Origin of the sequence: Pseudomonas sp. 29 (assembly GCF_002754355.1) — a bacterium.
GTDB lineage: Bacteria > Pseudomonadota > Gammaproteobacteria > Pseudomonadales > Pseudomonadaceae > Aquipseudomonas > Aquipseudomonas neuropathica.
This window is the reverse complement of the sequence record NZ_PEEY01000001.1, coordinates 5,408,003-5,430,989: the sequence shown is the minus strand read 5'-3', so window position 1 is coordinate 5,430,989 and position 22,987 is coordinate 5,408,003. Positions and strand designations below refer to the sequence as shown.

The following is a 22,987-nucleotide window of genomic DNA, read 5'->3' as shown; positions in this document are numbered from 1 at the left end:
AATCCAATTACAGAAACCACAGAGACAAATAACATGATGATTGAAAGCTTGCACGCAGTAGACTTACACGGATACATAACCGGCGTAACGCTTTTAAAGCCAGATCTGAACATTATTTTCGGAAAAAATGGATCCGGCAAGACTACTGCGCTCAACGTGATGAGAGCAATTCTAAACTTCGACACCGACTATATCCAGTCCTTAAAGTTCTCCGAATTGAAGTTGACATACTTCGATGAAAACACAAAAGGTACAATTTCAATAAAGAAAACAAAAGATGAACATATCGTAAAAGTTAACGACATCTCTGCGTCACTCTCATCTATCTCCATGATACTAAGAGAAGACAAAGGCAATGTACTGCGATCATTCATTGAAAGCTGGAATCTCGACAAAAAAAAAGGCAAGCCTTTAGGTGATGCTATAGCAGTAAAGGAAGCAATTGATGAAATAAAGAAAAAAACAAGCATAACACTAGTCAACATTGATAGAACAATTAAAGTCACAGCAAGCAGTGGTGATATCTCTTACGAAAATGCATGGCAACTCACAAAGCCAATGGACAGCCCTCTCGCGGAAAAAACCCCACTAGATGTCGTTCAATCATACTGCGTAAAAAACCATCGTGAGCTTACGAGAAATCTTGCCTCTATCAAGACCGAATTCATTAACGGCTTAATGGTTAAATTCCTAGACTTACGTGCAAATGAATTTGGCCGAGACAAAGCAAATGTGACCATTGACGACATATCAAGACTTGAACAACGACTAAGAGAGCTTGACATATACAGAGATCAAGGCCCAGCAAAAGTACTTGATAAATTTTTCAAAGACACTAAGAAAATTTTCGCCGCACAATCATCTGATATTCTTGAAAAGAAAAAAGCTGGACGCAGAACAGCAAAGGAGGAGCGAGACATTATTATTAAGAATATCTCCTTCGCTCGCATTGAAAGCCTTCTAACATCAATCCAGGAAATGGACGAAAAAATCGAGGCACGTAGCGCACGGATAAAAAAATACTTAGAAGTTGTAAACTCGTTCTTCTCATCATCTGAAAAAGAAATAGTATTTTCCAAAAGCGACAGCCAGTTGCGCTTCAAATTCCTTTCAGCTAGTGAAAATTTTGAATCGCAGGAATCAAGCATAAATGAATTATCGTCGGGTGAGCGACAAATCATCATTGTCCTCAGCTATCTATACTTCGTCGCTAAAAATGATTCGATTTTCATTATCGACGAGCCAGAACTATCGCTCCACTTAGCGTGGCAAAAAAAGTTTGTCGGTGCAATGATGGAACTAGCCCCCGTAAATTGCCAAATAATACTTGCCTCTCACTCTCCAGAAATAATCGGACCGTATAGAAGCACAGTAGCTAGAGTATTTAGCAACCAAGCTAGCGAGCAAAGCATATGAGCAACTATAAAGACCTCCCAATCTATTCAACTGAGGGCGGAGCAGCTCGCGATATATTTCTATCAGAATACTTCGACTTGCTATTTTACTTCGAAGATGAGAACCAGGAATATATCTACGAACAACTTCTAATAAAAATCGGAATAAACGAAGGATACGCCGTAATATGTACCGGCGGAAAAACAAAATTCAAGGAAATATCCAAAGAAACCTCTAACAAGAAAAGAATATTTGTTTGCGACAAAGACTTTGACGACATAACGGGCGAAGCAGAGTCATACACTGGAAGTCAATTCATTTACTTAGGCCGATTTTGCTTTGAAAACTATCTAATTTCTGAGAACGCAATAATCGGATTACTTCGTGAAAAACTAAAGAAAACCTCCCCGGAAATATCACCAACCTTGGATTATCAAAACTACTGGGAGAGACTAACATCTCAATATGAAAAACTTTCACGACTTTTTGCAGTTGCGAGAAATTACAGAGTCGGGATAAAAACCACAAAAGCAGATGCTAAAGACTTAGTAAATGATTGTGAAGAATACTATTTAGCTCCCACAGACGAATATATTGACTCAATTAGAAATAAAATAATAGAAAACTCTCAAAAAAACGGCGGTTGGATCACTGAAAAAGAATACCTACCTCAACTCGAGCAAGATGCTTTTAACGCCAGAGAGAAATTCAAGCATATTTCAGACAACTCCCAGACGTCCAACTTATGCGGAAAACACCTACTAAGAATATTAATCCTCCATTCAGACAAACTATTTGGAAGCAATGTATATGAAGATGACTTTCAAGATATTTATTGCAGACTTATTTCGCACAGCGACCCAAATATTTTTGAACCAGTACGCCAATCAATAGAGAGAGCTCTAGCCATATAATAATTATATAACAACACCTTCTTGCGTGGCGACACCTAACTACAAGCTGTCGTCACAAGTAAAACTTAATCTTGCCCGAAAGCCTCTCACACCTTCCATTTATTATTAAGAGTGGAAGAAGCGCGGGGCAACCAGAACCATCCACATTGCGGGAAATCTTTTCGAAAAAGTTCTTAACCCACAACTAACCGATAACTAACTGCCGCAAGATTCATCGTGAAGCACCGAGGGCAGATCACGACCTTCCAAAGGCAGACTCATATTTAGTTAATCATATTTCATATCCTTTAATTCACCAACTCCCGTAAGGAATTCCCCATTTCTCAATATACCGCTTGGACTTTTCACTAATGGGATAAGCGTAACGACCTTGGGTTTTCCCCTGGCTCGGCCCCAACGGTTCGATTTCGGCCTGCGCTTTCGCCACTTCGACCGGATGGTGACATGAGTCTCTTACCCAAACCTGGATGGCCCCGCCGGGAGCTAAACCCAGATAGACCGAAGATATATAAGTAGCTGTCTGGTCTGGAGTTTTCGCGCAGCGTTGATTCACCGATGTCAGCATCAGTTGTCTGGCTTCTTCGGGTATATCCACCCAGGCTCGATAGGTCTGAGGTTCTACGATGGACTGCCAGCGAACGAAGATCCGTTTCGGGAGATCAGCACCCACTACTGCTTTCGCGGAACTGCCCACACCGTGCCAGCCTCGCGCCGACTCTGTTCCATCTTCTGGCTGCCCACCCGATGCGGATCCCTTTCCCGTACGAAGAAACGTCTTTCCTTTGATGTCTTCAACGGCAGTGTCCTCAACCCAGACCTTCATGTAACGAGGCTCGGTAAACCCGAGCTCCCACCATGGTGACTTGGGGTCGTTATTTGCTGATAGCGGGTCAGCGTGACAACCGCTCACAAATAGGCTGCACAGCAGGGTTGCAAGTAACTTCATTACCAAAGCGTCCAGTCAGGTACGTGCGGATGTTTTACGCGAATTGCATCTGACGTGGGGGCGTTGATATATACCGCCTTCACGCCACTCCCGTCTCGTCGCCCAAGTGGGTGGTTCCAGTTGGCGGAGGTATGGATGTATTTGAGTCTTAGCATTTGCTCGTCCTGCTCCGTGGTGCTGTAGTCCCCCGAGACGAACCGATCGCATAAGGCTTGGAGTTCTGGTGGAACGGCAAACTCTTCAGTTTCAGGAATGTCGTTGAAGCGCACTCCTTTTGCTTTCGCCTGTTGATGCATCACCCGTAGGCAGACTCTCGACAGCATTCCGCTCACAGGACGCTTGAGTTGTACGGCAGCATAGACGCGCTTGACGCCCGGACTCAATCGGTCCCGTGGACTGCTCGGTATCAGAAGTGCAGGAGGCGTAACGATTTCCAGCATTTCAGCGGGCCAGCCTTTGTCGAGCCACTGATTTCTGACATTTACCGCGTCTCGGTAAATAGAGGTGCTGACGACATCTGTGTGAAGGGAGACTTCAAGAGTTTGCATCGGGCTGACGAGTACACACTCATTGGCCTCCTCAAGATAACCCCCACCAATATCGGAATGTACGCCAGGCAAAACAATTTCCTGGTGATCCATTGCTACTCGACTGAGGGCGAAATTACCTCTGCATTCATCTCGCGCGACCAATTGGACAACATCCGTGAAAAACCGCCTGTCCAGGTAAAGCTTGATACCTGTCGCGACAGCGCTTTTGATGTTCCCCAAATTCGACCAGCCAGCAATTGAAGGCACCGTATCGAACAGGCCTATAAAGCCCATGTTGATATCGCTTTTATATTGCTCGCTGAAGGTCGGACTGAAGCGATCAGAATCGCTGCGAAGGATATCTCCTAATGGGCCTTGTTTGCCGCGTACGATTTCATTTGCGAAGTGTCGCGCGGCGGCTGCGCCACGACTGAAGCCGAACGTGTCGAAGGTGAGCGATGTAATTTCGCTGCCCGGATTTTCATCCAATGCCTCCTTGATACGTTGTTTTATCAATACAAATGAAGATTGAACGCGGCCTGCAACACCCGTTTCGCCTCGCCCGGCGCCCGCTCCCAACGTACTGTCCTCTTCACCTGCACGGGTGCCAATCCCTTCGATATACACCATGCGGAAAGCTTGCTTGCGTGGTCCCGCGCCTTCAGCTGCTTCAGGCGTGTCGTACAGGTCACTCAGCTTTTTGACATTGCTGACATCATTGCCGTAGCTGCTGTCCGGATCACTCATATACGGCTTGCAGCTAGCATCGATATCTTTGGCGGCGATGGGGTGATGCGCACCGCAAAGTAAGCCTGCGGCAGCGTTATTCGCGTTATTGCCAGTGCCATCAAAGAACACGCCGATACGTAACGCGATCCCGATTTTCTCAGGTTCGCGCGCAGGTTCTTTCCCGTGTTTCTCATATTCCGCCCAACGCTGGGCGTGAATATCGACGGGTTTGGCTTCTTCGTAGCGGTAGTTTTTCGGGGGGTTGGGTACGTAGCCACTCATCCGTGATTCCTGGTTCTGATCCTTGAGAACGGCCCGAAGGTTGACAGTCGAGGCTGGGGGGCGCAAGCCGTGGCCGTGTGCCAGCCAGGGTGTGACCGCGGGGTTCGACGAGGGTTTCCCCTCGTCGGGGTGGGGGTTAGCTGGCGATTTCGACGTTATCCAGCGCTTGGTTGACGGCGATTTCGCCGAGCATCACGACTTGGGCGATGCCCAGTGCGGTTTTGCGGTGTGGGGTGTCGAGCATGGCGGCGAAGTTGAGGAGCATTTCGCTGGCAGAGCCGAGGGTTTCGCTGGCGTTGGCGAGCAGGGATTCGCTGTCGTACTTCGGGTTGGCGAGGTACATGCGTTCGGGTTGTTGGGTGCTGGCCATGATTTGGCTGGCGGGTTTGAGGTAGTGGTCGAGGGCGCGTTCGGCGGCTTCGTGGAATCGCTTGGAATCGGGGGATTCGTAGGGGGATGTGGGGTCGGTTTCTGGTGGGTTGGGTGTTGGTTTGATCATGGTGAAACTCCTAGTTAATAAAAAGGAGCCTTCACATTCGCTACCAAACGAAGGTGGCGGCCATACGCGGGTTGGTAGACCGGTAACTAGGACCCGGCACACCCGAAGGTGTCCTGCGCATGGCCACCATTGAGCAGAGACCTGATGAGGTCTGCGAACGGTTCGCGATGCGACTAGTTATGGCGGGCTACCAAACCCGATCACTGTTTTTCAGCGACCGACAGACGATAGAACCCGCGACCTAGACGCACAAGCCGGCGGATTCTGGCTTAGTCGTAGGTAACGGCGCAAGGCGTTGTAGGGTTTCGGTGGTTACTTGAGGCTTCGTTTAAACAGTGGCGGTTTTTACTGTTTATTTCGGTCAGTGATTGATGGGGTGACTGGGCTGGCGTCTTCGCTAGCAGGCTAGCTCCCACAGGGGTTTGTGGTTGCTTTGGGATTTGCGGTGGCTGGGCTGACGCTATCGCGAGCAGGCTCACTCCTACAGGGGATTGTGTTCACTTGAGGTCGAGTAGGGTGTCTGGGAGGGTGCCGGAGAAAGTGGGTTCTACCGGGCCGCTCAGGGTTACGGAGCCTGAGCCATTCCAATGGACGGTGACGGGGCCGCCGTCGCATTCAACGTTGACGGTGTGGTCGAGCAGGCCTCGGCGGATGCCGTTGACGGCCGCGCCACATGAGCATGAGCCGGAGCCGAGCGGGATGGCGCCGTTGCGTTCCCAGATGCGCAGGCGGATGTGTTGGCGGTCGATGACTTGCACGAAGTGCACGTTGGTTTTGTGTGGAAACAGCGGATGTGTTTCGAGGCTTGGGCCGAGGGCGGTGATGTCGACGGTGCTGAGGTCATCGACGAAATAGGTGCAGTGCGGATTGCCCATGTTGCACACAGTTGGAGCGCCGGCGAGCGGTAGAAATAGCGTGTCGTGTTCTTGCGCCAGAGGGATGTCTTGCCAGTCGAACAACGGTTCGCCCATGTCGACGGCGATCAGTCCGCTGGGCGTGTGTTCGCAGGTGAGCAAGCCACGGTTTGTGCGCAGGGTGATCGAGGTTCGGCTGACTTCGCGCATCAACCTGTCCGCCACGCCACGGGTGGCGCTGCCACACACGTCGAGTGCTGAGCCGTCGGCGTTCCAGAACTCCACGCGCGCATCGGCGTCCTCGCAATTGAGTACTACGGCGAGCTGATTAAACCCGATGCCGCGGTGGCGATCGCCGAGGCGCCGAACCAGTTGGCTGGTGATCGGGTTAGCGTGGTTGCGCGCGTCGACCATGACGAAGTCGTCGCCGTTGGCGTGCATTTTATGGAAATCCAACGGCATTGATCGATCCTTGATGGAGTGAGTTTCGCGGTGATCTGGCCGGATTTTCGTCGCTTTTGCAAGGCAGGTTTGTGTAACGGTCCCGCGTCAGTAGCGGCTTCTCCCGACTATAAACAGGCAGTGCGATTATCGCGAAGAACTCTAAAGGACTGTCAGTTCTTACAGGTCATTTTTTGGGTGCGCGTGGCTAAGCTGGCCCGACTGAATACGTCCTGAGGAATTGATCATGAGCCGCAATCGTTATCTGTTGCCGCTGGGTTTTGTGTTGTCGGCAATGCTGCCTGCTGTAGCTGATGCCGGTGCCACCTGGACTTATCTTTATCTCGAAGCAAACTTTCGCTGTGATAACGGCGTCACTGCACAGGGATACAGCGTCTATGCAGTGGGCAATGTCGCGGAGTTGGGCAATTGGGATACGGAAAAGGCCGTTCTGCTCGGCTCTGCTGCCTATCCCTCCTGGTCCGCAAAAATAAAATTCACCAAAGCGAAGCCTGGTGATGTCATTGAATGGAAATGCATCATTCGCAACGAGAAACCTCCATACGATGTAAAAACCTGGCAGTCGGGACCTAACACTCAGGTGACCATGACGTTTAGTGCATCACTTCAGACTACCGGTCAATTCTGAATCACGAGTGTGCATGGCCAGGATTCACAAACCTTGGGGCTGGCCTCTGCTGCGCGTCATGTTGATCAGCGCTGAACGTCTACCACCCGGCGCCGGGCGCTCTTCGATGGAGAACGGGACGAAGCCAAGTTTTGGGTAAAGCAGCAGGCCTGCGGTGTTTTCGTTGAAGCAGGACAGTTGCACTTCCTTGGCCTGGTACTTTTCGAAGCCGACGGCGGTCATGGTCTCGACGATATACCGCGCAACACCTTGGCCTCGAGCGTAGGGCGCGACGATGACGTTGCCAATGCAGCAAATGCCATCGTGCTCAGCCCGGTAGAAATTGGCGAAGCCGACGAACTCGCCGTTGGCCAGAAAAGCCGTGGAGTCGAAGCGTTGGCTGATTGCGCTGTGCATCTGTTCTTCCGTCAGCGGGAAGTTGGCTTTCGGGAACATGAAGAACAGCTCTTGTTCGCCTTGGGGAAAGCTGCACAGGGTGTTGACGTCGTCGGCCGTCACGGGCCGGTGGGAGAAATTCATCGCTGCCCTGCCCTCACTTTTTACCCGCCAAATGATGCGCAACCAAAGCGTTGGCATGACCGTGGCCCATGCCGTGTTCCTCCTTGAGCCACGCCACCAGTTCCATGTGTTTCTTGTCGGTGATGCCGGCGAGCAGGCTCAGCCAGTGATCAATGGGCTGGCCGTATTTTTTCTCGATGGAGGGGAAGTATGACGCCGGGCCTTTTACCCTGTTGTCTTCGCTCATGCTGCAAGCTCCCTGTGATCACGACGGAGTGTCGGCGGACGCTCCTTGTCGGCAGGTCATAGAGTGGACGCGAAGTGCGATTCCGGCAACTGCCCCGCTCTGCCAGACACCACAAAAACCCTGTAGGAGTGAGCCTGCTCGCGATGGCGTTTTTTCAGTCAACACTTACATTGACTGGACTACCGCTATCGCGAGCAGGCTCACTCCTACAGTGATATCTGCGTTATTCGGTGCGGCCCGGCAGCATCCGCACCAGCGTGTTATCCCGCACCCAATAATGGTGAAACAACCCCGCCGCTGCGTGCAGCCCGATCAGCCAGTAACCGGTGCTGCCAATCAGTTCATGCCAGTACTTCAGTTGCTTGGCGAAGTCCGGATCGATGGCCACTGGCGCCGGGACGTGGAAGCCAAAGTACGGGAACGGTTTGTCGGCGGCGGCGAGCATCAGCCAGGCGAGGATCGGCGTGGCGATCATCAGCCCATACAGTGCCAGGTGCATCAGGTGCGAGATGCCGGTCTGCCATGCCGGTGGTTTGGGGGTGATCGGCGGGCGTGGGCTGAGGCGGCCGAGCAGGCGGATCCACACGAGGGCGAAGATGCTCGCGCCGAACAGGCCGTGGAAGCCCATCAGCAAGCCGCGCGCTTCGCTGCCCTTGGGCATGTAGCCCTTGATTTCGACGCATGCGTAGACGCCAACGAACAGCGCCAGCATCAGCCAGTGCAGGGTGATTGAGAGTTTTCCATAACGGGTTACGGCGATGTCGCGGGTCATAAGCTGCGCCTCGTGATTGTCGTGAATGACAGTCGATTCGTTCGACCGTCTCGATCCGGTTGCCGGGCGAACCGACGGCGTTACCCTGCCCGCCCAGTCTTAAGAGAGTCTGAAGACAGAGCGTCAGGTTAACCTTTTTTCACCTTCAGACTTCGTTAAGAAATGCCTCCGATACTCGCCTCAAACCTATTGAGGGAGGCGTTCTGCCCATGCCCGAATTTGACTGGAACATCCCCCTTCCCCTGCGCTTCGGTCAAGCCGAAACGCCGCAGATGACGTTGACCGGTGCCCGGCCCGACGATGCCCTGCGAGAGCCGTTCGAAGCCTTTATCCAGCAACGTTTTCGCAAGGCCCATGGCGCCGACATCCGTCATTTCATGCCCGAACTGTTCGGCATGCACAACGGCGACGGCGAGTTGTGCGCCGTGGCCGGGGTGCGTCGCGCGCATCTGCAGCCACTGTTTCTCGAGCGCTATCTGGATGAGCCGATCGAGCCGTTGATCAGCGCGGCGGCAGATCGCCCGGTCGAGCGCAGCGCCATCGTCGAAGTCGGCAATCTCGCCGCCAACGACACCGGCAGTGCGCGCCTGAGCATCATCGCCATCACCTATCTGCTGGCCATGGGCGGCCTGGAATGGGTGACGTTCACCGGCAACATCGGCCTGGTCAACAGTTTCCATCGTTTAGGTTTGAAGCCAGTGACATTGTGCGCCGCTGACCCGGAACGATTGGGTGACGAGCGTCAACACTGGGGCAGTTATTACGAAAGTAAACCTTGGGTGCACGTCGGCAACATCCGCGCCGGGTTCATCCATTTGCGCAATATCGGCCTGTTTACCCGCCTGGGTTTGCCGAGTTCGATTGAAGGAGCCTGTCATGTCGCTTGAACTGCAACGCTTCCAGGAAACCCTGCGCGACCATGCCCGGCGCAATGACAACGCGACAGCCCTGTGGGGCGACACGTTGAAACTCGATTACGCCACGCTGTACGCCGAGGTGCTCTATCGCCAGGAGCGCCTGCGCGATGAGCAAGCGCAGGTGATTGCGCTGGCGTTGGACAACGGCGTCGACGCGATGCTGTGGGATCTGGCCGTGCTGTTCGAAGGCTTGACCTGCGTGACGCTGCCGCCGTTTTTCAGTGCGGCGCAACGCGCTCATTGTCTGCAACAGAGCCAGGCCGAACGGGTGATCGCCGAGCCTGAACTGGAAGCCGAACTGCTCGCGGCTGGCTATGAACAACGTGGCGAGTTCTGGTGCCGCGCGTTCAGTGGCCCCAGTCGCATGCCGGCCGGCACCGCGAAACTCACCTTCACGTCCGGCACCACCGGCACGCCGAAAGGTGTGTGCCTGAGCGCCGAGAGCCTGCTGCGCGTTGCTCGGGAGCTGGATCAGGCCAGCGAAGCCACCGGCCCGCAGCATCACTTGGCGCTGTTGCCGTTGGCGATCCTGTTGGAGAATCTTGGCTGTTACGCCGCGCTGTATGCCGGCGCCATGTTGAGTTTGCCGAGCCAGAAAACCCTCGGCATTCAAGGCGCCAGTGGCGTCGAGATTCCGCGCCTGCTCGGTTATCTGGCCAGCCGTGCGCCGGAGAGTCTGATCCTGGTGCCGCAGTTGCTGCTGTTGCTGGTCAGCGCCGCCGAACAGAAAGCCTTCGACCCGCAAACCCTGCGCTTTGCCGCTGTCGGCGGTGCGCGGGTCTCGGAGGATCTGCTGCACCGCGCGCAACGGGTCGGGCTGCCGGTTTATGAAGGTTACGGCTTGTCCGAATGCGCTTCGGTGGTGTGCCTCAATCGTCCCGGCGCACGCCGCCCCGGCAGCGTCGGCCGACCGTTGCCGCATGTTGAAGTGCGCCTGGCCGAGGACGGCGAAGTACTGATCAAGGGTTCGACGTTGCTCGGTTATCTGGGCGACGCGCCGTACGCCGATGAGTGGTGGCCGAGCGGCGATCTGGGCGAGTTCGACCCGGAAGGTTTTCTCTATCTCAAGGGCCGCAAGAAGCACCAGTTCGTCACCAGTTTCGGGCGCAACGTCAACCCGGAATGGGTCGAGTCCGAGCTGACCCAGCGTCGCCACATTGCCCAGGCGTTCGTTTACGGCGAGGCCTTGCCGCGCAATCACGCCCTGCTCTGGCCGCATCGCCCGGACTGTACCGATGCCGAACTGGCCGCTGCCGTCGCCGAAGCCAACGAGGCTTTGCCCGATTACGCCCAGGTGCATCAGTGGATGCGCCTGTCGCAACCCTTCACCGCCGCCAATGGCTTGCTCACCGCCAATGGCCGCCCGCGCCGCGACGCCATCGTCGCGCAGTACCACAGCCAGTTGACCGAATCCGCTGTTTCCGAGGAGTCCGCATCATGAGTTTTTTCGACACCCTGCAAGAAGCCACGCAACAGGAACGCCACGAACTGTTCAACCTGCCGATCATCGTCGATGCCCTGCAAGGCAAGGTCAGCCTCGAAAGCTATCGGGCGTTTCTCGCGCAAGCGTATTACCACGTGCGCCACACCGTGCCGCTGATGATGGCCTGCGGCGCGCGGCTGCCGACGCGTCTGGAATGGCTGCGCAAAGCGGTGGCCGAGTACATCGAAGACGAATACGGCCACGAGCACTGGGTGCTCAACGACATCGCCGCGTGTGGCGGTGATCGTGATGCGGTGCGCGACGGTCAGCCGTCGTTGTCGATCGAGCTGATGGTCAGCTTCCTTTACGACCTGATCGCCCGGGGCAATCCGGTCGGTCTGTTCGGCATGGTAAACGTGCTCGAAGGCACCAGCATCGCCCTGGCCACCCACGCGGCGGGCAGCATTCGCGAGCGTCTGGCGTTGCCGGAAACGGCGTTCAGTTACTTGAGCTCCCACGGTTCGCTCGACATCGAGCACATGCAAACCTATCGGCGCCTGATGAATCAGCTGGAAGACCCTGCCGATCAAGCCGCCGTGATCCATGCCTCGAAGGTCGTCTATCGCCTGTACACCGACATGTTCCGTGGCTTGCCGCGTGATGCGGAGGCGCAATATGCAGCTGCGTGAGGCGCGGGTGGTGTTGACCGGTGCCAGTGGCGGCATCGGCCTGGCCATCGCTGAAACCTTGTGCGCCGCCGGTGCCCACGTGCTGGTGGTGGCGCGGCATCAAGAGGCGCTGGCGCCGTTGCTCAAGCGCTACCCCGAGTCGTTGTGCTGGGTCGCGGCTGACCTGACCTTCCTCAGTGATCGGCGCAAAGTGCTGGTCGCCGCCGAAGCCATCGGCGGCATCAACCTGCTGATCAACGCCGCCGGGGTCAATCACTTCGCCATGCTCGAACAGCTGGATGACAGCGACATCAATGCGATGCTGGCGGTAAACATCAGTGCGCCGATGTGCCTGACCAAACTGCTGTTGCCGCTGCTCAAGCAGGCCGACAGCGCGATGGTGGTCAACGTCGGTTCGACCTATGGCTCGATCGGCTACCCGGGTTACGCCAGTTATTGCGCGACCAAATTCGCTTTGCGCGGGTTTTCCGAGGCGCTGCGCCGGGAGCTCGCCGACACCCGCATCAGCGTGCTGTACGTCGCGCCCCGCGCCACGCGCACCTCGATGAACAGCGCCGCCGCGCAAGCATTGAACGACGCGCTAAAGGCCAACGTCGACGATCCGCAAACCGTGGCCTCGGCGGTGATCCATGCGATTGCCGGTGATCGTCGCGATCTCTACCTGGGCTGGCCGGAACGCTTCTTCGTCCGCCTGAACAATCTGCTGCCGCATCTGGTGGATCGAGGCCTGCGCAAGCAGTTGCCGCTGATCCGCCGCCTCAGTGAAAAACCTGACAACGAGTCGCCAAAGCCATGAAAAAACTATCCGCATGCCTGTTGCTCGCTGCCCTGAGTCAAAGCGTCTGGGCGCTGGAACCGGCCGACCAGAAACGTCTGGAGGGCATCCAGCAGAGTTGGGCGCACATCCAATATGAAGTGGCGGAAAAACAGCGCGCCGCCGCGTTCGAGCAATTGGCCAGCGAAACCAACGCGTTCACCACGCAGCGCCCGGCGGTGGCCGAAGCGTGGATCTGGAAAGGCATCGTCACCAGCAGTTGGGCCGGTGCCGAAGGTGGACTCGGCGCACTGGGCAAAGCCAAGGACGCCAAGGCCGATCTGGAAAAATCCCTGACCCTCGACCCCAAAGCCCTGCAAGGCTCGGCCTACACCAGCCTCGCCGCGCTGTATGACCGCGTGCCGGGCTGGCCCATCGGTTTCGGCGACAGCGACAAGGCCGAGCAACTGCTCAAGCAAGCCTTGCAACTCAACCCCAACGGCATCGACAGTCTGTACTTCTGGGGCGATCACCTCTACCGTCAGAAGCGCTACGCTGAAGCCAAAGCAGCGCTGCTCAAAGCCCAGCAAGCGGCGCCGCGCCCGGGCCGGGAAAGTGCCGACGCCGGGCGTCGCAAAGAGATCGCCGCCCTTCTGGTGGACGTGAACAAGAAACTCGACTGACAGGAGTCCGCGTGCGTTTATTACTGGTTGAGGATGATGTGGCGCTGGGTGAAGGCATTCATCAGGCGCTGGGCCGCGAGGGTTACACCGTCGACTGGCTCAAGGATGGCAGCAGTGCGTTGCATGCGCTGCTCAGCGAAACCTTCGATGTCGCCATGCTCGATCTCGGTCTGCCGCGCATGGACGGCCTGCAAGTGCTGCGCCGCCTGCGCGACAGCGGTTCGAATCTGCCGGTGCTGATTCTGACTGCCCGCGACGCTACTGAAGACCGCATCGCCGGGCTCGACGCCGGGGCCGACGACTACCTGATCAAACCGTTCGACCTGGACGAGCTCAAGGCACGCCTGCGCGCCCTGTTGCGGCGCAGTGCCGGGCGCGCCCAGGCGTTGATCGAGCATGCCGGCATCAGCCTTAACCCCGGCACCCAGCAAGTCAGCTATCAGGGCCAGCCTGTGGCCCTGACGCCCAAGGAATATCAGTTGCTGCACGAACTGCTGTCACCGCCGGGCCGGGTGATGACCCGCGATCAATTGATGCAACTGCTTTATGGCTGGAACGAAGAAGCCGAAAGCAACACCCTCGAAGTGCACATCCACCACCTGCGCAAGAAGTTTTCCACCGACCTGATCCGCACCATTCGCGGTGTGGGTTATCTGGTGGAGGAGCGTCGATGACCTCGATCCGCCGCCGCACGCTGACTCTGATTATCGGCCTGTTGCTGGCCGGCCTCGCAGTCCTCAGCACCTTCAACCTGCACGACAGCAATCACGAAATCGCCGAGGTCTACGACGCGCAATTGGCGCAGAACGCGCGCCTGCTGCAAGGCGTGATGCGCATGCCCCTGGCCAGCAAACAGCACGCCGAACTGTACCAGGCGTTCAACTCGGCGCTGGGCGAAGCGGTGCCGCGCGGCGACGGTCATCCTTACGAACGCAAAATCGCCTTTCAGGTGTGGAATCCTGCCGGTGATGTGTTGGTGCACACCGCCAGCGCACCGTCCTTCAAGGCCCCACCGACGCAGCCCGGCTTCAGCGATGTAGTGGACCTGAACAATCGTCACTGGCGCGCCTTTCTCCTCGAAGACACGCAAAACAACCTGCGCATCTGGGTCGGTGAGCGCGACGATGTGCGCGCAGATTTGGTCGACCGCATCGTCCGTCACACGCTGTGGCCGAACGTGATCGGCAGCCTGCTGCTGGCGGCGATGGTCTGGCTGGCCATCGGCTGGGGCCTCAAGCCGTTGGCGAACATGGCCGAGACCCTGCGCGCCCGCCACAGCGGTTCGCTGGAACCGTTGCAACTGGCGCCGCTGCCCAGTGAGCTGGAACCGATGCAGGCGGCGCTCAACCGTATGCTCGCGCAAATTCAGGAAGTGCTTGGCCGAGAACGGCGCTTTATCGCCGATGCCGCCCACGAAATGCGCACGCCGCTGGCGGTGCTGCGGGTGCATGCGCAGAACCTGCAGGAGGCTGGCACCGAACAGGAGCGCCGCGAATCGCTGGCGTTTCTGATCGCCGGGGTCGACCGCACCAGTCGCCTGGTCAACCAGTTGCTGACCATGGCGCGCCTGGAACCGAAACCCAACCCGCCGCCGCTGCAACCCATCGACCTCAGCGAAACCGTGCGCAACAGCCTGGTGCAATTGACGCCATGGTTGCTGAGCAAACACCTGGAACTGGCCTTTGAAGACAGCGCCCAGCCGTTCAACATCATGGCCAGTCCCGGCACGATCGACATTGCCCTGAACAACCTGATCACCAACGCTGCGAACTTCTCCCCCGAACACGGCGTGATCACCGTGCTGCTCAGCCAGGCCGATGGGTTTTATCACTTGAGCGTTGAAGATCAGGGGCCGGGCATTGATGAAGCGGACCGGGCGCGCTTGTTCGAACGTTTCTACAGTCGCGGCAATGCCCAGGGTGCGGGGCTGGGGCTGACCATCGTCAACACCATCGCCACGCGATTGAGCGGGCGAATCACTCTGGTCAATCGTGCCGAAGGTGGCCTGCGCGCAACGTTATCGATCCCCGACGGGCAACCGCGCACCGTTGGGCAACGCAGCACTCGCGAGCCGCCGCAGATTTGAGTCTGATTGCGACGCCAGGAGCGCCATCACCCGGTAAAAACAGTGGCCGCACGTCGTAATCTGATCCAGATCAGTTCCCGGGGCAAACATCGGCGTAGAACAGAGTTAGCGCACTCCCCTGCGCGTTGCTCGTTCAGCCCCGATGGAGGCTCATCTCATGCTCACTGTCAAAGACCACAATGACCGCGCGGCGCCGGCCTATGCCGCGCACCCCGGTGAATACTGGATCGAGTCGCTCAAGGATGGTCGCCACGTCTTGATCCGCGCACTGGCAGCCAAGGATCGCGAACGCGAATACGCGTTCATCAAACGCTTGTCGCCCGAGTCCCGACACCTGCGTTTTCTCGCGCAGATCAGTGAGCCCGGCACCGCGTTGCTCGATCAGTTGATGGACGTCGACTGCAAGCAACGCGCGGCCTTCATTGCACTGGCTCACGAAAATGGTCAATTGACCGAGATCGGTATCAGCCGCTACGCCGCCACTGGCGAACAGGACTGTGAGTGCGCGGTGACGGTCGCCGATGAGTGGATGCATCTGGGCCTGGCCACGCTGCTGATGGAACACCTGATCAAGACCGCCCGGCACAACGGTTTCAAGCATCTGTATTCGGTGGATTCGGCCAGCAATACGGACATGCGCGACCTCGCCCGATCACTGGGCTTTGAAACCCACAGCGATCCTGACGATGCCCACCAGGTCATTCATCGCCTGAGTCTGTAGCGCCATTCCTGCGCCCCGTACCCGCCAAAGGTGCGGAGCGAGGCGCCCGCCGTTGCCGCATGTGAACGCAGCAGACCCTCGTTGCGGGACGGCCTCAGATCGAACGCTGGTTGACCCGTGCCATCAGTTGCTCGGCGCTTTCCTTGCGCTCGGAATAACGGTCAACCAGATGCGCCTGTTGATCGCGCAGCAGCACGGTGAACTTCACCAGTTCTTCCATCACATCGACCACACGGTCGTAGAACGGCGACGCCTTCATCCGCCCGGCGTCGTCGAACTCCATGTAGGCCTTCGGCACCGAGGATTGGTTGGGGATGGTGAACATGCGCATCCAGCGGCCCAACACGCGCAACTGGTTGACCACGTTGAACGACTGCGAACCGCCGCAGACCTGCATCACCGCCAGGGTTTTGCCCTGGGTCGGGCGCACGGCGCCGAGTTCCAGCGGGATCCAGTCGATCTGCGCCTTGAACACGGCGGACATCGCGCCGTGCCGTTCTGGCGAACACCAGACCTGCCCTTCCGACCACAGCACCAGATCACGCAGTTCCTGCACCTTGGGATGGTCGACCGGAGCGTCGTCGGGCAGCGGCAGGCCGGACGGATTGAAGATCCGCGTTTCGGCGCCAAAGTGTTCGAGCAGGCGCGCGGCCTCTTCTACCAGCAAACGGCTGAACGAGCGTTCGCGGGTCGAGCCGTAGAGCAGCAGGATGCGAGGTTTGTGTTCGCCCAAAGGGGACGCTCCTTCGAACAGCGAATGATCAAGATGGGGCAGGTGTTCTGACATATGTCCTCCAGCTCAGAGAGAGCCGATACGATCCAGCTCACGCTGGAGATCAGCGCGGCTGAGTGCTTTGAATGGCAGGCCGAGAAAGGTCGCGCAGCGCCGCTCGATGATCGCCAGCGTGGCAGCAAACGCCGCGTACACGGCGGCATCGTCGCCAATCACATCCGAGGGATCTGCCAGCCCCCAATGGGCTTTGAGCGCGGGGCCGAAGTACACCGGGCAGCTCTCACCTGCGGCCTTGTCACAGACGGTGATGACAATGTCTGGCGGATTGTCTTCGAACGCGTCATTGCCCTTGCTGGATAAACCATCGATGGCAATGCCAGCCTTTTGCAGCGTCGACAGGCTGCGTGGCAACACTTGGCCTTTGGGGAAACTTCCGGAACTCACGGCCTCGAATCCGGGGCGCGCCAGATGATTGAACATGGCTTCAGAGAGGATGCTGCGGCAGCTGTTGGCCGTACACATAAACAGGACTCGCATGTTTTCTCTTTCCTCAGCAGCAGGCAGCTTCGCGAACCGGACGCCCGTCCATGTTCTGCAGGCGGGCGGCGTTGTCCTTGAGCCAATCGACGTTGGCTTTGGACGTCACTTGCAGGATTTCGCGAACCCACGCAGGAAGATCAGGGTTGAGGCGGTAATAGACCCATTGCCCCTGACGGCGATCGAGCAGCAAACCATTGCTGCGCAGTTGCGCGAGGTGGCGGCTGATTTTTGGCTGGCTGTCGCCGAGTGCGCACATCAGTTCGCAGACGCAGAGTTCACCTTGATCGGCGATGAGCAGCATGGCGCGGACGCGGGTTTCGTCGGCGAGGCTCTTGAAGACTTCGGTGGGGGTGATCATGGGACGGGCTCAATACATACGGAAATTCGAATATACGGATATCCATATATAAATCAACTTTGAATTTGTAGCCCTCCCTGTAGGAGTGAGCCTGCTCGCGATAGCGGTATGTCTGTGAGTCAGATGTCGACTGGCACACCGCTATCGCGAGCAGGCTCACTCCTACAAAGGATCTACGGTTGGCGGGACTGTCCGCGTAACAAGCCCTGCTCCGCCTCACACAACCCCACCACATAATCCCAGACCACTCGCAGCCGCACCGACTTGTGCAACTCGCGCCGGGTGCTGATCCAGTAGCTGCGCTCGATGCTTTCATCCGGCAGCAACGGCACCAGATCGGGATCCGACTCGGCCATGTAGCAAGGCAGCACTGCAATGCCCAATCCCGACCGCGCCGCTTCCTGCTGAGCAATAACGCTGGTGCTATGGAACACAACTCGAGGGCTGCGGCAGAAGCTGTTGAGAAACATCAATTCCTGGCTGAACAGCAAATCATCGACATAACCAATCCACGCATGCCGCCCAAGGTCTTCGCGGCTTTGCAGTGGCGGGGCTTTATCGAGATAGCGTTGGCTGGCGTACAACGCGAGTCGATAGTCGGTGAGTTTGCGCGTGACCAGCATGTCCGCCGCCGGGCGCTCCAGATGGATGCTGATTTCCGCCTCACGGTTGAGGATGCTGACGAAGCGCGGCACCGCGACCAGTTCCACTTCCAGCCCCGGATAACGCTCGAACAAGCCGATCATGCGGCTGGCGAGAAACTTGATGCCCAGCCCTTCGGTGACGCCGACACGAATCTTGCCCAGTGGCGCAGTGGATTGGGTGATCTCTTCCTGCGCCAGCAACGCCACGTTTTCCATCGCCTCAGCATGCTTAAGCAGCGCCTCCCCCGCCGGGGTCATTTCGTAGCCTTGGGCGTGCTGGACGAACAGCGCGGTGCCGAGGCTTTTTTCGATGGCTTCGATGTGGCGGGCGACGGTGGCGTGGGTGGTGTTGAGGCGACGGGCGGCGGTGAGCAGGCGGCCGCTGCGTTGCAGCTCGAGAAAAAACCGCAGGTCGTTCCAGTCGAACATGGCGTGTCCTTGTCGGCTATGGTCAATGCAGGCTGTTTAAAAACGCACAGCGGCTGCGCAAAAACTAACATTCTTTTAACGAAAGCTAACAACTAGAGTGTCCGACAATAAAAACAAAAAGCGAGGTCAGGGAATGCAGACTTCCCTTGATGAATACGACTACATCGTGGTCGGCGCCGGCCCTGCCGGGTGTTTGCTGGCCAATCGACTGTCGGCGGATCCGCAGCAGCGCGTGCTGTTGCTCGAAGCCGGCGGGCGCGACAACTATGCGTGGATTCACATTCCTGTCGGTTACCTGTTCTGCATCGGTAACCCGCGCACCGACTGGTGCTTCAAGACTGAACAACAACCGGGCCTCAACGGCCGCGCGCTGAGCTATCCGCGCGGCAAAGTGTTGGGCGGTTGCTCCTCCATCAACGGCATGATCTACATGCGTGGCCAGGCCAACGACTACGATCGCTGGGCGGCCGAGGGCAATCCGGGCTGGGCCTGGAATGACGTGCTGCCGCTGTTCAAACAGAGCGAAAACCACTTCGCTGGCGCGGCTGAATTCCACGGCGCCAAGGGTGAATGGCGGGTCGAGCAGCAGCGCCTGTCGTGGCCGATTCTGGATGCGTTTCGCAGTGCGGCTGAGCAAAGCGGCATCGCCAGCATCGACGACTTCAATCAGGGCGACAACGAGGGTTGCGGCTACTTCCAGGTCAATCAGAAATCCGGCGTACGCTGGAACGCGGCGAAGGCGTTTTTGAAACCAGTACGCGAACGGACGAATCTGACGGTGCTGACCGGGGTTGAGGTGGATCGGGTGCTGCTCGAAGACGGTCGCGCCTCGAAGGTCAGTGCGCGTCACGAAGGTCAAATCAAACAGTTCAAGGCACGCAAAGAGATCATCTTGTGCGCGGGTGCCGTTGGATCGCCGAGCATTCTGCAACGCTCCGGGATTGGTCCGCGGCCGCTGCTCGAACGCTTGGGCATCGGCGTGATTCATGAGCTGCCGGGCGTTGGCGGCAACCTGCAGGATCATCTGCAACTGCGCCTGATCTACAAACTGGAAAACGCGCGCACGCTGAATCAGATCGCTGGCAGCGTGTGGGGCAAGATGGGCATGGGCCTGCGTTATCTGTATGACCGCAGTGGGCCGCTGTCGATGGCGCCGAGTCAGTTGGGCGCGTTTGCGCGTTCGGGGCCGGAGCAGACTTCGGCGAATCTGGAATATCACGTGCAACCGCTGTCCCTGGAGCGTTTTGGCGAGCCGTTGCACAGCTTTCCGGCGTTTACCGCTTCGGTGTGCGATCTGCGTCCGCAGAGTCGTGGACGCATCGATATTCGTTCGGCGGATCCACAGGAAGCGCCGCTGATTCAACCCAATTATCTAAGCCATCCCGAAGACCTGCGCGTGGCAGCAGATGCCATCCGCCTGACCCGCCGCATCGTCAGCGCCCCGGCCCTGCGCGCATTCAAACCGATGGAATATCTGCCCGGCGCCAGCCTGCAAAGTGACGAAGAATTGCAGCAAGCGGCGGCGAAGATCGGCACGACGATTTTCCATCCGGTTGGCACCTGCCGCATGGGCAATGACGGCGATGCGGTGGTCGACGCGCAGCTGCGCGTGCACGGTGTACCCGGTTTGCGCATCGCTGATGCTTCGATCATGCCGCGCATCACCTCGGGCAATACGTGTTCGCCTACGCTGATGATTGCGGAAAAGGCTGCTCAACTGATCCGCAATTCCAAAGCCACAAACACCGTACCTGTGGGAGCGAGCTTGCTCGCGAAAGCGGTAGATCATTCAACATAGAGGTTGACTGACAGGACGCCTTCGCGAGCAAGCTCGCTCCCACAGGGACTTGCATCCCATTCAAGGTTCGCGCATCACCCGGACACGCAACACCAGTGGAACAACAAAAACAATCACTGTGAGGGATACCGATATGTCAGAACACGTTCAGCCGCTGGACGCCGTGCGCAGCGCCGAGACCAGCCCGGATACACGCAAAGTCATCTTCGCTTCCTCACTGGGGACGGTGTTCGAGTGGTATGACTTTTTCCTCTACGGCGCCCTCGCGGCGGTGATCAGCAAACAGTTTTTCGCCGGGGTCAACGACACCACGGCGTTCATCTTTGCGCTGATGGCCTTCGCCGCCGGCTTTATCGTGCGGCCGTTCGGGGCGCTGGTGTTCGGTCGGTTGGGGGACATGATCGGGCGCAAATACACCTTTCTGGCGACGATCATTCTGATGGGCGTGGCGACCTTCTGCGTCGGCCTGCTGCCGACCTACGCCAGCATCGGCATCGCCGCGCCGATCATTCTGGTGCTACTGCGCATGCTCCAGGGTCTAGCGCTCGGCGGTGAATACGGTGGCGCAGCAACTTACGTTGCCGAACACGCGCCAATCGGCAAGCGCGGTTTCCACACCAGCTGGATTCAGTCCACCGCCACTCTCGGCCTGTTGCTGTCGCTGCTGGTGGTGCTCGGTTGCCGCTACTTCACCGGCGATCAGTTTGAAGTCTGGGGCTGGCGGATTCCGTTCCTGCTGTCGATCGTGCTGCTGGGCATTTCCACCTGGATTCGCCTGAGTCTGCATGAGTCCCCGGCCTATCTGAAAATGAAAGAGGAAGGCAAAACCTCGAAAGCGCCGATCCGCGAATCCTTCGGCAAATGGGAAAACCTCAAGGTCGTGTTGATCGCCCTGTTCAGCATCAACGCCGGGCAAGCGGTGACCTTCTACGCGGCGCAGTTCTACGTACTGTTCTTCCTCACCCAGTTCCTGAAAATGGACCCGGCGGTGGCCAACACCTTGCTGATCATCAGTGTGGTGATCGGCGCGCCGTTCTTCATCTTTTTCGGCTGGCTGTCGGACAAGGTCGGCCGTAAACCGGTGCTGATGCTCGGCTTGCTGCTGGCCACGGCGCTGTACTTCCCGATCTTCAAATCCCTCGCGCACTACGCCAACCCGGCGATCGATCAGGCCAGCCGTCAGGCACCGATCACCGTGCTGGCGGATCCGGCGACTTGCACCTTCCAGTTCGATCCGGTGGGCAAAGCCAAATTCGACAGCCCGTGCGACAAGGTAAAAACCTTTCTGGTCAAACAGGGCCTGCCCTACTCCAGCGCCGCCGCCCCGGCCGGCAGCGCCGTGCAAGTGAGCGTCGGCGACGTCAAGCTCGATGGTTTCGACGAGGCCGCACTGCGCGGCGCGATCACCCTCGCCGGCTACCCGCAACAGGCCGATCTGCAGCAGATCAACAAGCCAATGATCGTCGCCCTGATCGTGGCGCTGATCATCATCTCGGCCATGTGCTACGGCCCGCTCGCGGCGCTGATGGTCGAACTGTTCCCGACGCGTATTCGCTACACCTCGATGTCGCTGCCGTACCACATTGGCAACGGCTGGTTTGGTGGATTTCTGCCAACGGTGTCGTTTGCGCTGGTGGTGTACACCGGGGACATTTTTTATGGGCTGTGGTATCCGGTGTTGATTACCGGGGTGAGCCTGGTGGTGGGGATGATCTGTTTGCGTGAGACGAAGAATATCGACCTCGACAAGAACTGAAACTCAACCAGGCAACTCAATCGGCGAGGGCTTTGACCCTCGCCGTTTTTTTGCTCAGGCATCAGCCTTGATCACCTCGAACTTCACCTGATCGGGATAAAACGCCACGTAGTCCTTGATCGGCCCGACCGAGATTTTCGGCTTCTCATAAGTCCACACCGCGTTCGCCCCTTCATGCCCCGGCACTTGCAGACTGAAGTAATTGGCGTCGCCCTTGTACGGGCAATAACTGGTGTGGTCGGTGCGGGCGAAGTACTTTTCGTCGATGTCTTCGCGGGGGACGTAATAGACCGGCGGGTAGTTGGCTTCGTTGAGGATCAGTACGTGGGACGAGGCGGCGACCTGGATGCCGTGGAATTTCACTATCAGGCAGCCGGGAAGTTGTTCGAGGGCAATGACGGGACTAGGGCCGGAGCTTTTCATGGGGTTCTCCTGAATACGGCGAAGAGACCGGTTCAGGTATAGCTCATTGGTTCTGGTTGGGGTGGGTTTGCAGCTGAACGGCCCCATCAACTTCAAAAGCCCCTCACCCCAGCCCTCTCCCCGAGGGAGAGGGAGCCTACCTAGGTGTCTTTAGTTCTACATCGACCTGAACGTGCGGTTTCGATTATGGATTCAAAGCCAATCGTTCAAGTCGGTGAATTTCGCCAATATCCCCCAATCAGTCCCCTCTCCCCCTGGGAGAGGGTTAGGGTGAGGG

At 57.5% G+C, this 22,987-nt stretch carries 25 protein-coding genes; 13 read left to right on the top strand and 12 right to left on the bottom strand.

The genetic code is table 11. From position 1 onward, the window contains the following. Positions 1 to 33: 33 nt before the first annotated feature. Both CLU80_RS25175 and CLU80_RS25170 read left to right on the top strand, forming a co-directional pair. Entirely contained in the window at positions 34 to 1,416 is a 1,383-nt protein-coding gene (locus CLU80_RS25175; RefSeq protein WP_286079773.1) for an ATP-binding protein, read from the top strand. Then, positions 1,413 to 2,309: a DUF4435 domain-containing protein gene (locus tag CLU80_RS25170; RefSeq protein WP_099758693.1), complete on the top strand. Its 897-nt coding sequence runs from the start codon at positions 1,413 to 1,415 to the stop codon at positions 2,307 to 2,309. Before CLU80_RS25175 ends, CLU80_RS25170 begins: the two co-directional genes overlap by 4 nt. 292 nt (positions 2,310 to 2,601) lie before the next feature. Here the strand turns inward: CLU80_RS25170 and CLU80_RS25165 are convergent, their stop codons facing one another. From CLU80_RS25165 to dapF, 4 genes are all read right to left on the bottom strand, one after another. After that, positions 2,602 to 3,255, bottom strand: coding sequence for a DUF2931 family protein (locus CLU80_RS25165; protein ID WP_099758692.1), 654 nt, complete (start codon positions 3,253 to 3,255; stop codon positions 2,602 to 2,604). Beyond that, positions 3,255 to 4,796, bottom strand: coding sequence for a phospholipase effector Tle1 domain-containing protein (locus CLU80_RS25160; protein ID WP_099758691.1), 1,542 nt, complete (start codon positions 4,794 to 4,796; stop codon positions 3,255 to 3,257). The genes CLU80_RS25165 and CLU80_RS25160 overlap by 1 nt, the downstream gene beginning before the upstream one ends. A 136-nt stretch (positions 4,797 to 4,932) precedes the next feature. Beyond that, a complete protein-coding gene (locus tag CLU80_RS25155) occupies positions 4,933 to 5,295 on the bottom strand; it encodes a DUF6124 family protein (RefSeq protein WP_099758690.1) in 363 nt (120 codons plus the stop codon). A gap of 497 nt (positions 5,296 to 5,792) precedes the next feature. Further along, entirely contained in the window at positions 5,793 to 6,611 is an 819-nt protein-coding gene (dapF, locus tag CLU80_RS25150) for a diaminopimelate epimerase (protein ID WP_093437209.1), read from the bottom strand. A 226-nt stretch (positions 6,612 to 6,837) separates the two neighbouring features. Between dapF and CLU80_RS25145 the strand changes: the two genes are divergently transcribed. Beyond that, positions 6,838 to 7,239, top strand: coding sequence for a carbohydrate-binding module family 20 domain-containing protein (locus CLU80_RS25145; protein ID WP_093437206.1), 402 nt, complete (start codon positions 6,838 to 6,840; stop codon positions 7,237 to 7,239). 24 nt (positions 7,240 to 7,263) lie between these two features. Here CLU80_RS25145 and CLU80_RS25140 read toward each other — a convergent pair whose 3' ends face one another. From CLU80_RS25140 to CLU80_RS25130, 3 genes are all read right to left on the bottom strand, one after another. Then, positions 7,264 to 7,758: a GNAT family N-acetyltransferase gene (locus CLU80_RS25140; RefSeq protein WP_099758689.1), complete on the bottom strand. Its 495-nt coding sequence runs from the start codon at positions 7,756 to 7,758 to the stop codon at positions 7,264 to 7,266. A gap of 13 nt (positions 7,759 to 7,771) precedes the next feature. Next, positions 7,772 to 7,984, bottom strand: a complete 213-nt coding sequence (locus CLU80_RS25135) for a DUF4287 domain-containing protein (protein ID WP_099758688.1) — start codon at positions 7,982 to 7,984, stop codon at positions 7,772 to 7,774. 223 nt (positions 7,985 to 8,207) lie between these two features. Next, entirely contained in the window at positions 8,208 to 8,756 is a 549-nt protein-coding gene (locus tag CLU80_RS25130; protein WP_099758687.1) for a cytochrome b, read from the bottom strand. Between the two features lie 209 nt (positions 8,757 to 8,965). Here CLU80_RS25130 and CLU80_RS25125 point away from each other — a divergent pair, with 209 nt between their 5' ends. The 8 genes from CLU80_RS25125 (at position 8,966) to CLU80_RS25090 (ending at position 16,029) form a co-directional block, all read left to right on the top strand. After that, on the top strand, positions 8,966 to 9,643 hold the full coding sequence (locus CLU80_RS25125) for a thermostable hemolysin (RefSeq protein WP_099758686.1): 678 nt from the start codon (positions 8,966 to 8,968) through the stop codon (positions 9,641 to 9,643). Continuing rightward, complete coding sequence (locus tag CLU80_RS25120) at positions 9,633 to 11,114, top strand: AMP-binding protein (protein WP_099758685.1); 1,482 nt, start codon at positions 9,633 to 9,635, stop codon at positions 11,112 to 11,114. The genes CLU80_RS25125 and CLU80_RS25120 overlap by 11 nt, the downstream gene beginning before the upstream one ends. After that, the gene (locus CLU80_RS25115) at positions 11,111 to 11,785 is read left to right on the top strand and encodes an iron-containing redox enzyme family protein (protein ID WP_099758684.1); all 675 of its coding nucleotides are present in this window, start codon (positions 11,111 to 11,113) and stop codon (positions 11,783 to 11,785) included. The genes CLU80_RS25120 and CLU80_RS25115 overlap by 4 nt, the downstream gene beginning before the upstream one ends. Then, positions 11,772 to 12,581 carry an SDR family oxidoreductase gene (locus tag CLU80_RS25110; RefSeq protein WP_099758683.1) on the top strand — a complete coding sequence of 270 codons (810 nt, stop codon included), beginning with the start codon at positions 11,772 to 11,774 and terminating at the stop codon, positions 12,579 to 12,581. The genes CLU80_RS25115 and CLU80_RS25110 overlap by 14 nt, the downstream gene beginning before the upstream one ends. Further along, positions 12,578 to 13,222 carry a tetratricopeptide repeat protein gene (locus CLU80_RS25105; RefSeq protein WP_099758682.1) on the top strand — a complete coding sequence of 215 codons (645 nt, stop codon included), beginning with the start codon at positions 12,578 to 12,580 and terminating at the stop codon, positions 13,220 to 13,222. The genes CLU80_RS25110 and CLU80_RS25105 overlap by 4 nt, the downstream gene beginning before the upstream one ends. A gap of 11 nt (positions 13,223 to 13,233) precedes the next feature. Next, entirely contained in the window at positions 13,234 to 13,896 is a 663-nt protein-coding gene (locus CLU80_RS25100) for a response regulator (RefSeq protein WP_099758681.1), read from the top strand. Beyond that, the gene (locus CLU80_RS25095) at positions 13,893 to 15,308 is read left to right on the top strand and encodes an ATP-binding protein (protein WP_093437169.1); all 1,416 of its coding nucleotides are present in this window, start codon (positions 13,893 to 13,895) and stop codon (positions 15,306 to 15,308) included. The genes CLU80_RS25100 and CLU80_RS25095 overlap by 4 nt, the downstream gene beginning before the upstream one ends. A gap of 157 nt (positions 15,309 to 15,465) precedes the next feature. After that, positions 15,466 to 16,029: a GNAT family N-acetyltransferase gene (locus tag CLU80_RS25090; RefSeq protein WP_099758680.1), complete on the top strand. Its 564-nt coding sequence runs from the start codon at positions 15,466 to 15,468 to the stop codon at positions 16,027 to 16,029. 94 nt (positions 16,030 to 16,123) lie between these two features. Here the strand turns inward: CLU80_RS25090 and arsH are convergent, their stop codons facing one another. The 4 genes from arsH to CLU80_RS25070 form a co-directional block, all read right to left on the bottom strand. After that, positions 16,124 to 16,816 (bottom strand): arsenical resistance protein ArsH, encoded by a 693-nt coding sequence (gene arsH / locus CLU80_RS25085; RefSeq protein WP_099758679.1) that lies wholly within the window; start codon positions 16,814 to 16,816, stop codon positions 16,124 to 16,126. 12 nt (positions 16,817 to 16,828) lie between these two features. Next, the gene (locus CLU80_RS25080; protein ID WP_099758678.1) at positions 16,829 to 17,299 is read right to left on the bottom strand and encodes an arsenate reductase ArsC; all 471 of its coding nucleotides are present in this window, start codon (positions 17,297 to 17,299) and stop codon (positions 16,829 to 16,831) included. 13 nt (positions 17,300 to 17,312) lie between these two features. Continuing rightward, positions 17,313 to 17,660, bottom strand: coding sequence for a metalloregulator ArsR/SmtB family transcription factor (locus CLU80_RS25075; RefSeq protein WP_093437154.1), 348 nt, complete (start codon positions 17,658 to 17,660; stop codon positions 17,313 to 17,315). A 173-nt stretch (positions 17,661 to 17,833) separates the two neighbouring features. Further along, positions 17,834 to 18,733 (bottom strand): LysR family transcriptional regulator, encoded by a 900-nt coding sequence (locus tag CLU80_RS25070; RefSeq protein WP_099758677.1) that lies wholly within the window; start codon positions 18,731 to 18,733, stop codon positions 17,834 to 17,836. 133 nt (positions 18,734 to 18,866) lie between these two features. Here CLU80_RS25070 and CLU80_RS25065 point away from each other — a divergent pair, with 133 nt between their 5' ends. Then, positions 18,867 to 20,531 carry a GMC family oxidoreductase gene (locus tag CLU80_RS25065; RefSeq protein WP_099758676.1) on the top strand — a complete coding sequence of 555 codons (1,665 nt, stop codon included), beginning with the start codon at positions 18,867 to 18,869 and terminating at the stop codon, positions 20,529 to 20,531. A gap of 133 nt (positions 20,532 to 20,664) precedes the next feature. Beyond that, positions 20,665 to 22,287: an MFS transporter gene (locus tag CLU80_RS25055; protein ID WP_016982967.1), complete on the top strand. Its 1,623-nt coding sequence runs from the start codon at positions 20,665 to 20,667 to the stop codon at positions 22,285 to 22,287. A gap of 54 nt (positions 22,288 to 22,341) precedes the next feature. Here the strand turns inward: CLU80_RS25055 and CLU80_RS25050 are convergent, their stop codons facing one another. After that, on the bottom strand, positions 22,342 to 22,710 hold the full coding sequence (locus tag CLU80_RS25050) for a DUF427 domain-containing protein (RefSeq protein WP_093437143.1): 369 nt from the start codon (positions 22,708 to 22,710) through the stop codon (positions 22,342 to 22,344). Between the last annotated feature and the right edge of the window lie 277 nt (positions 22,711 to 22,987).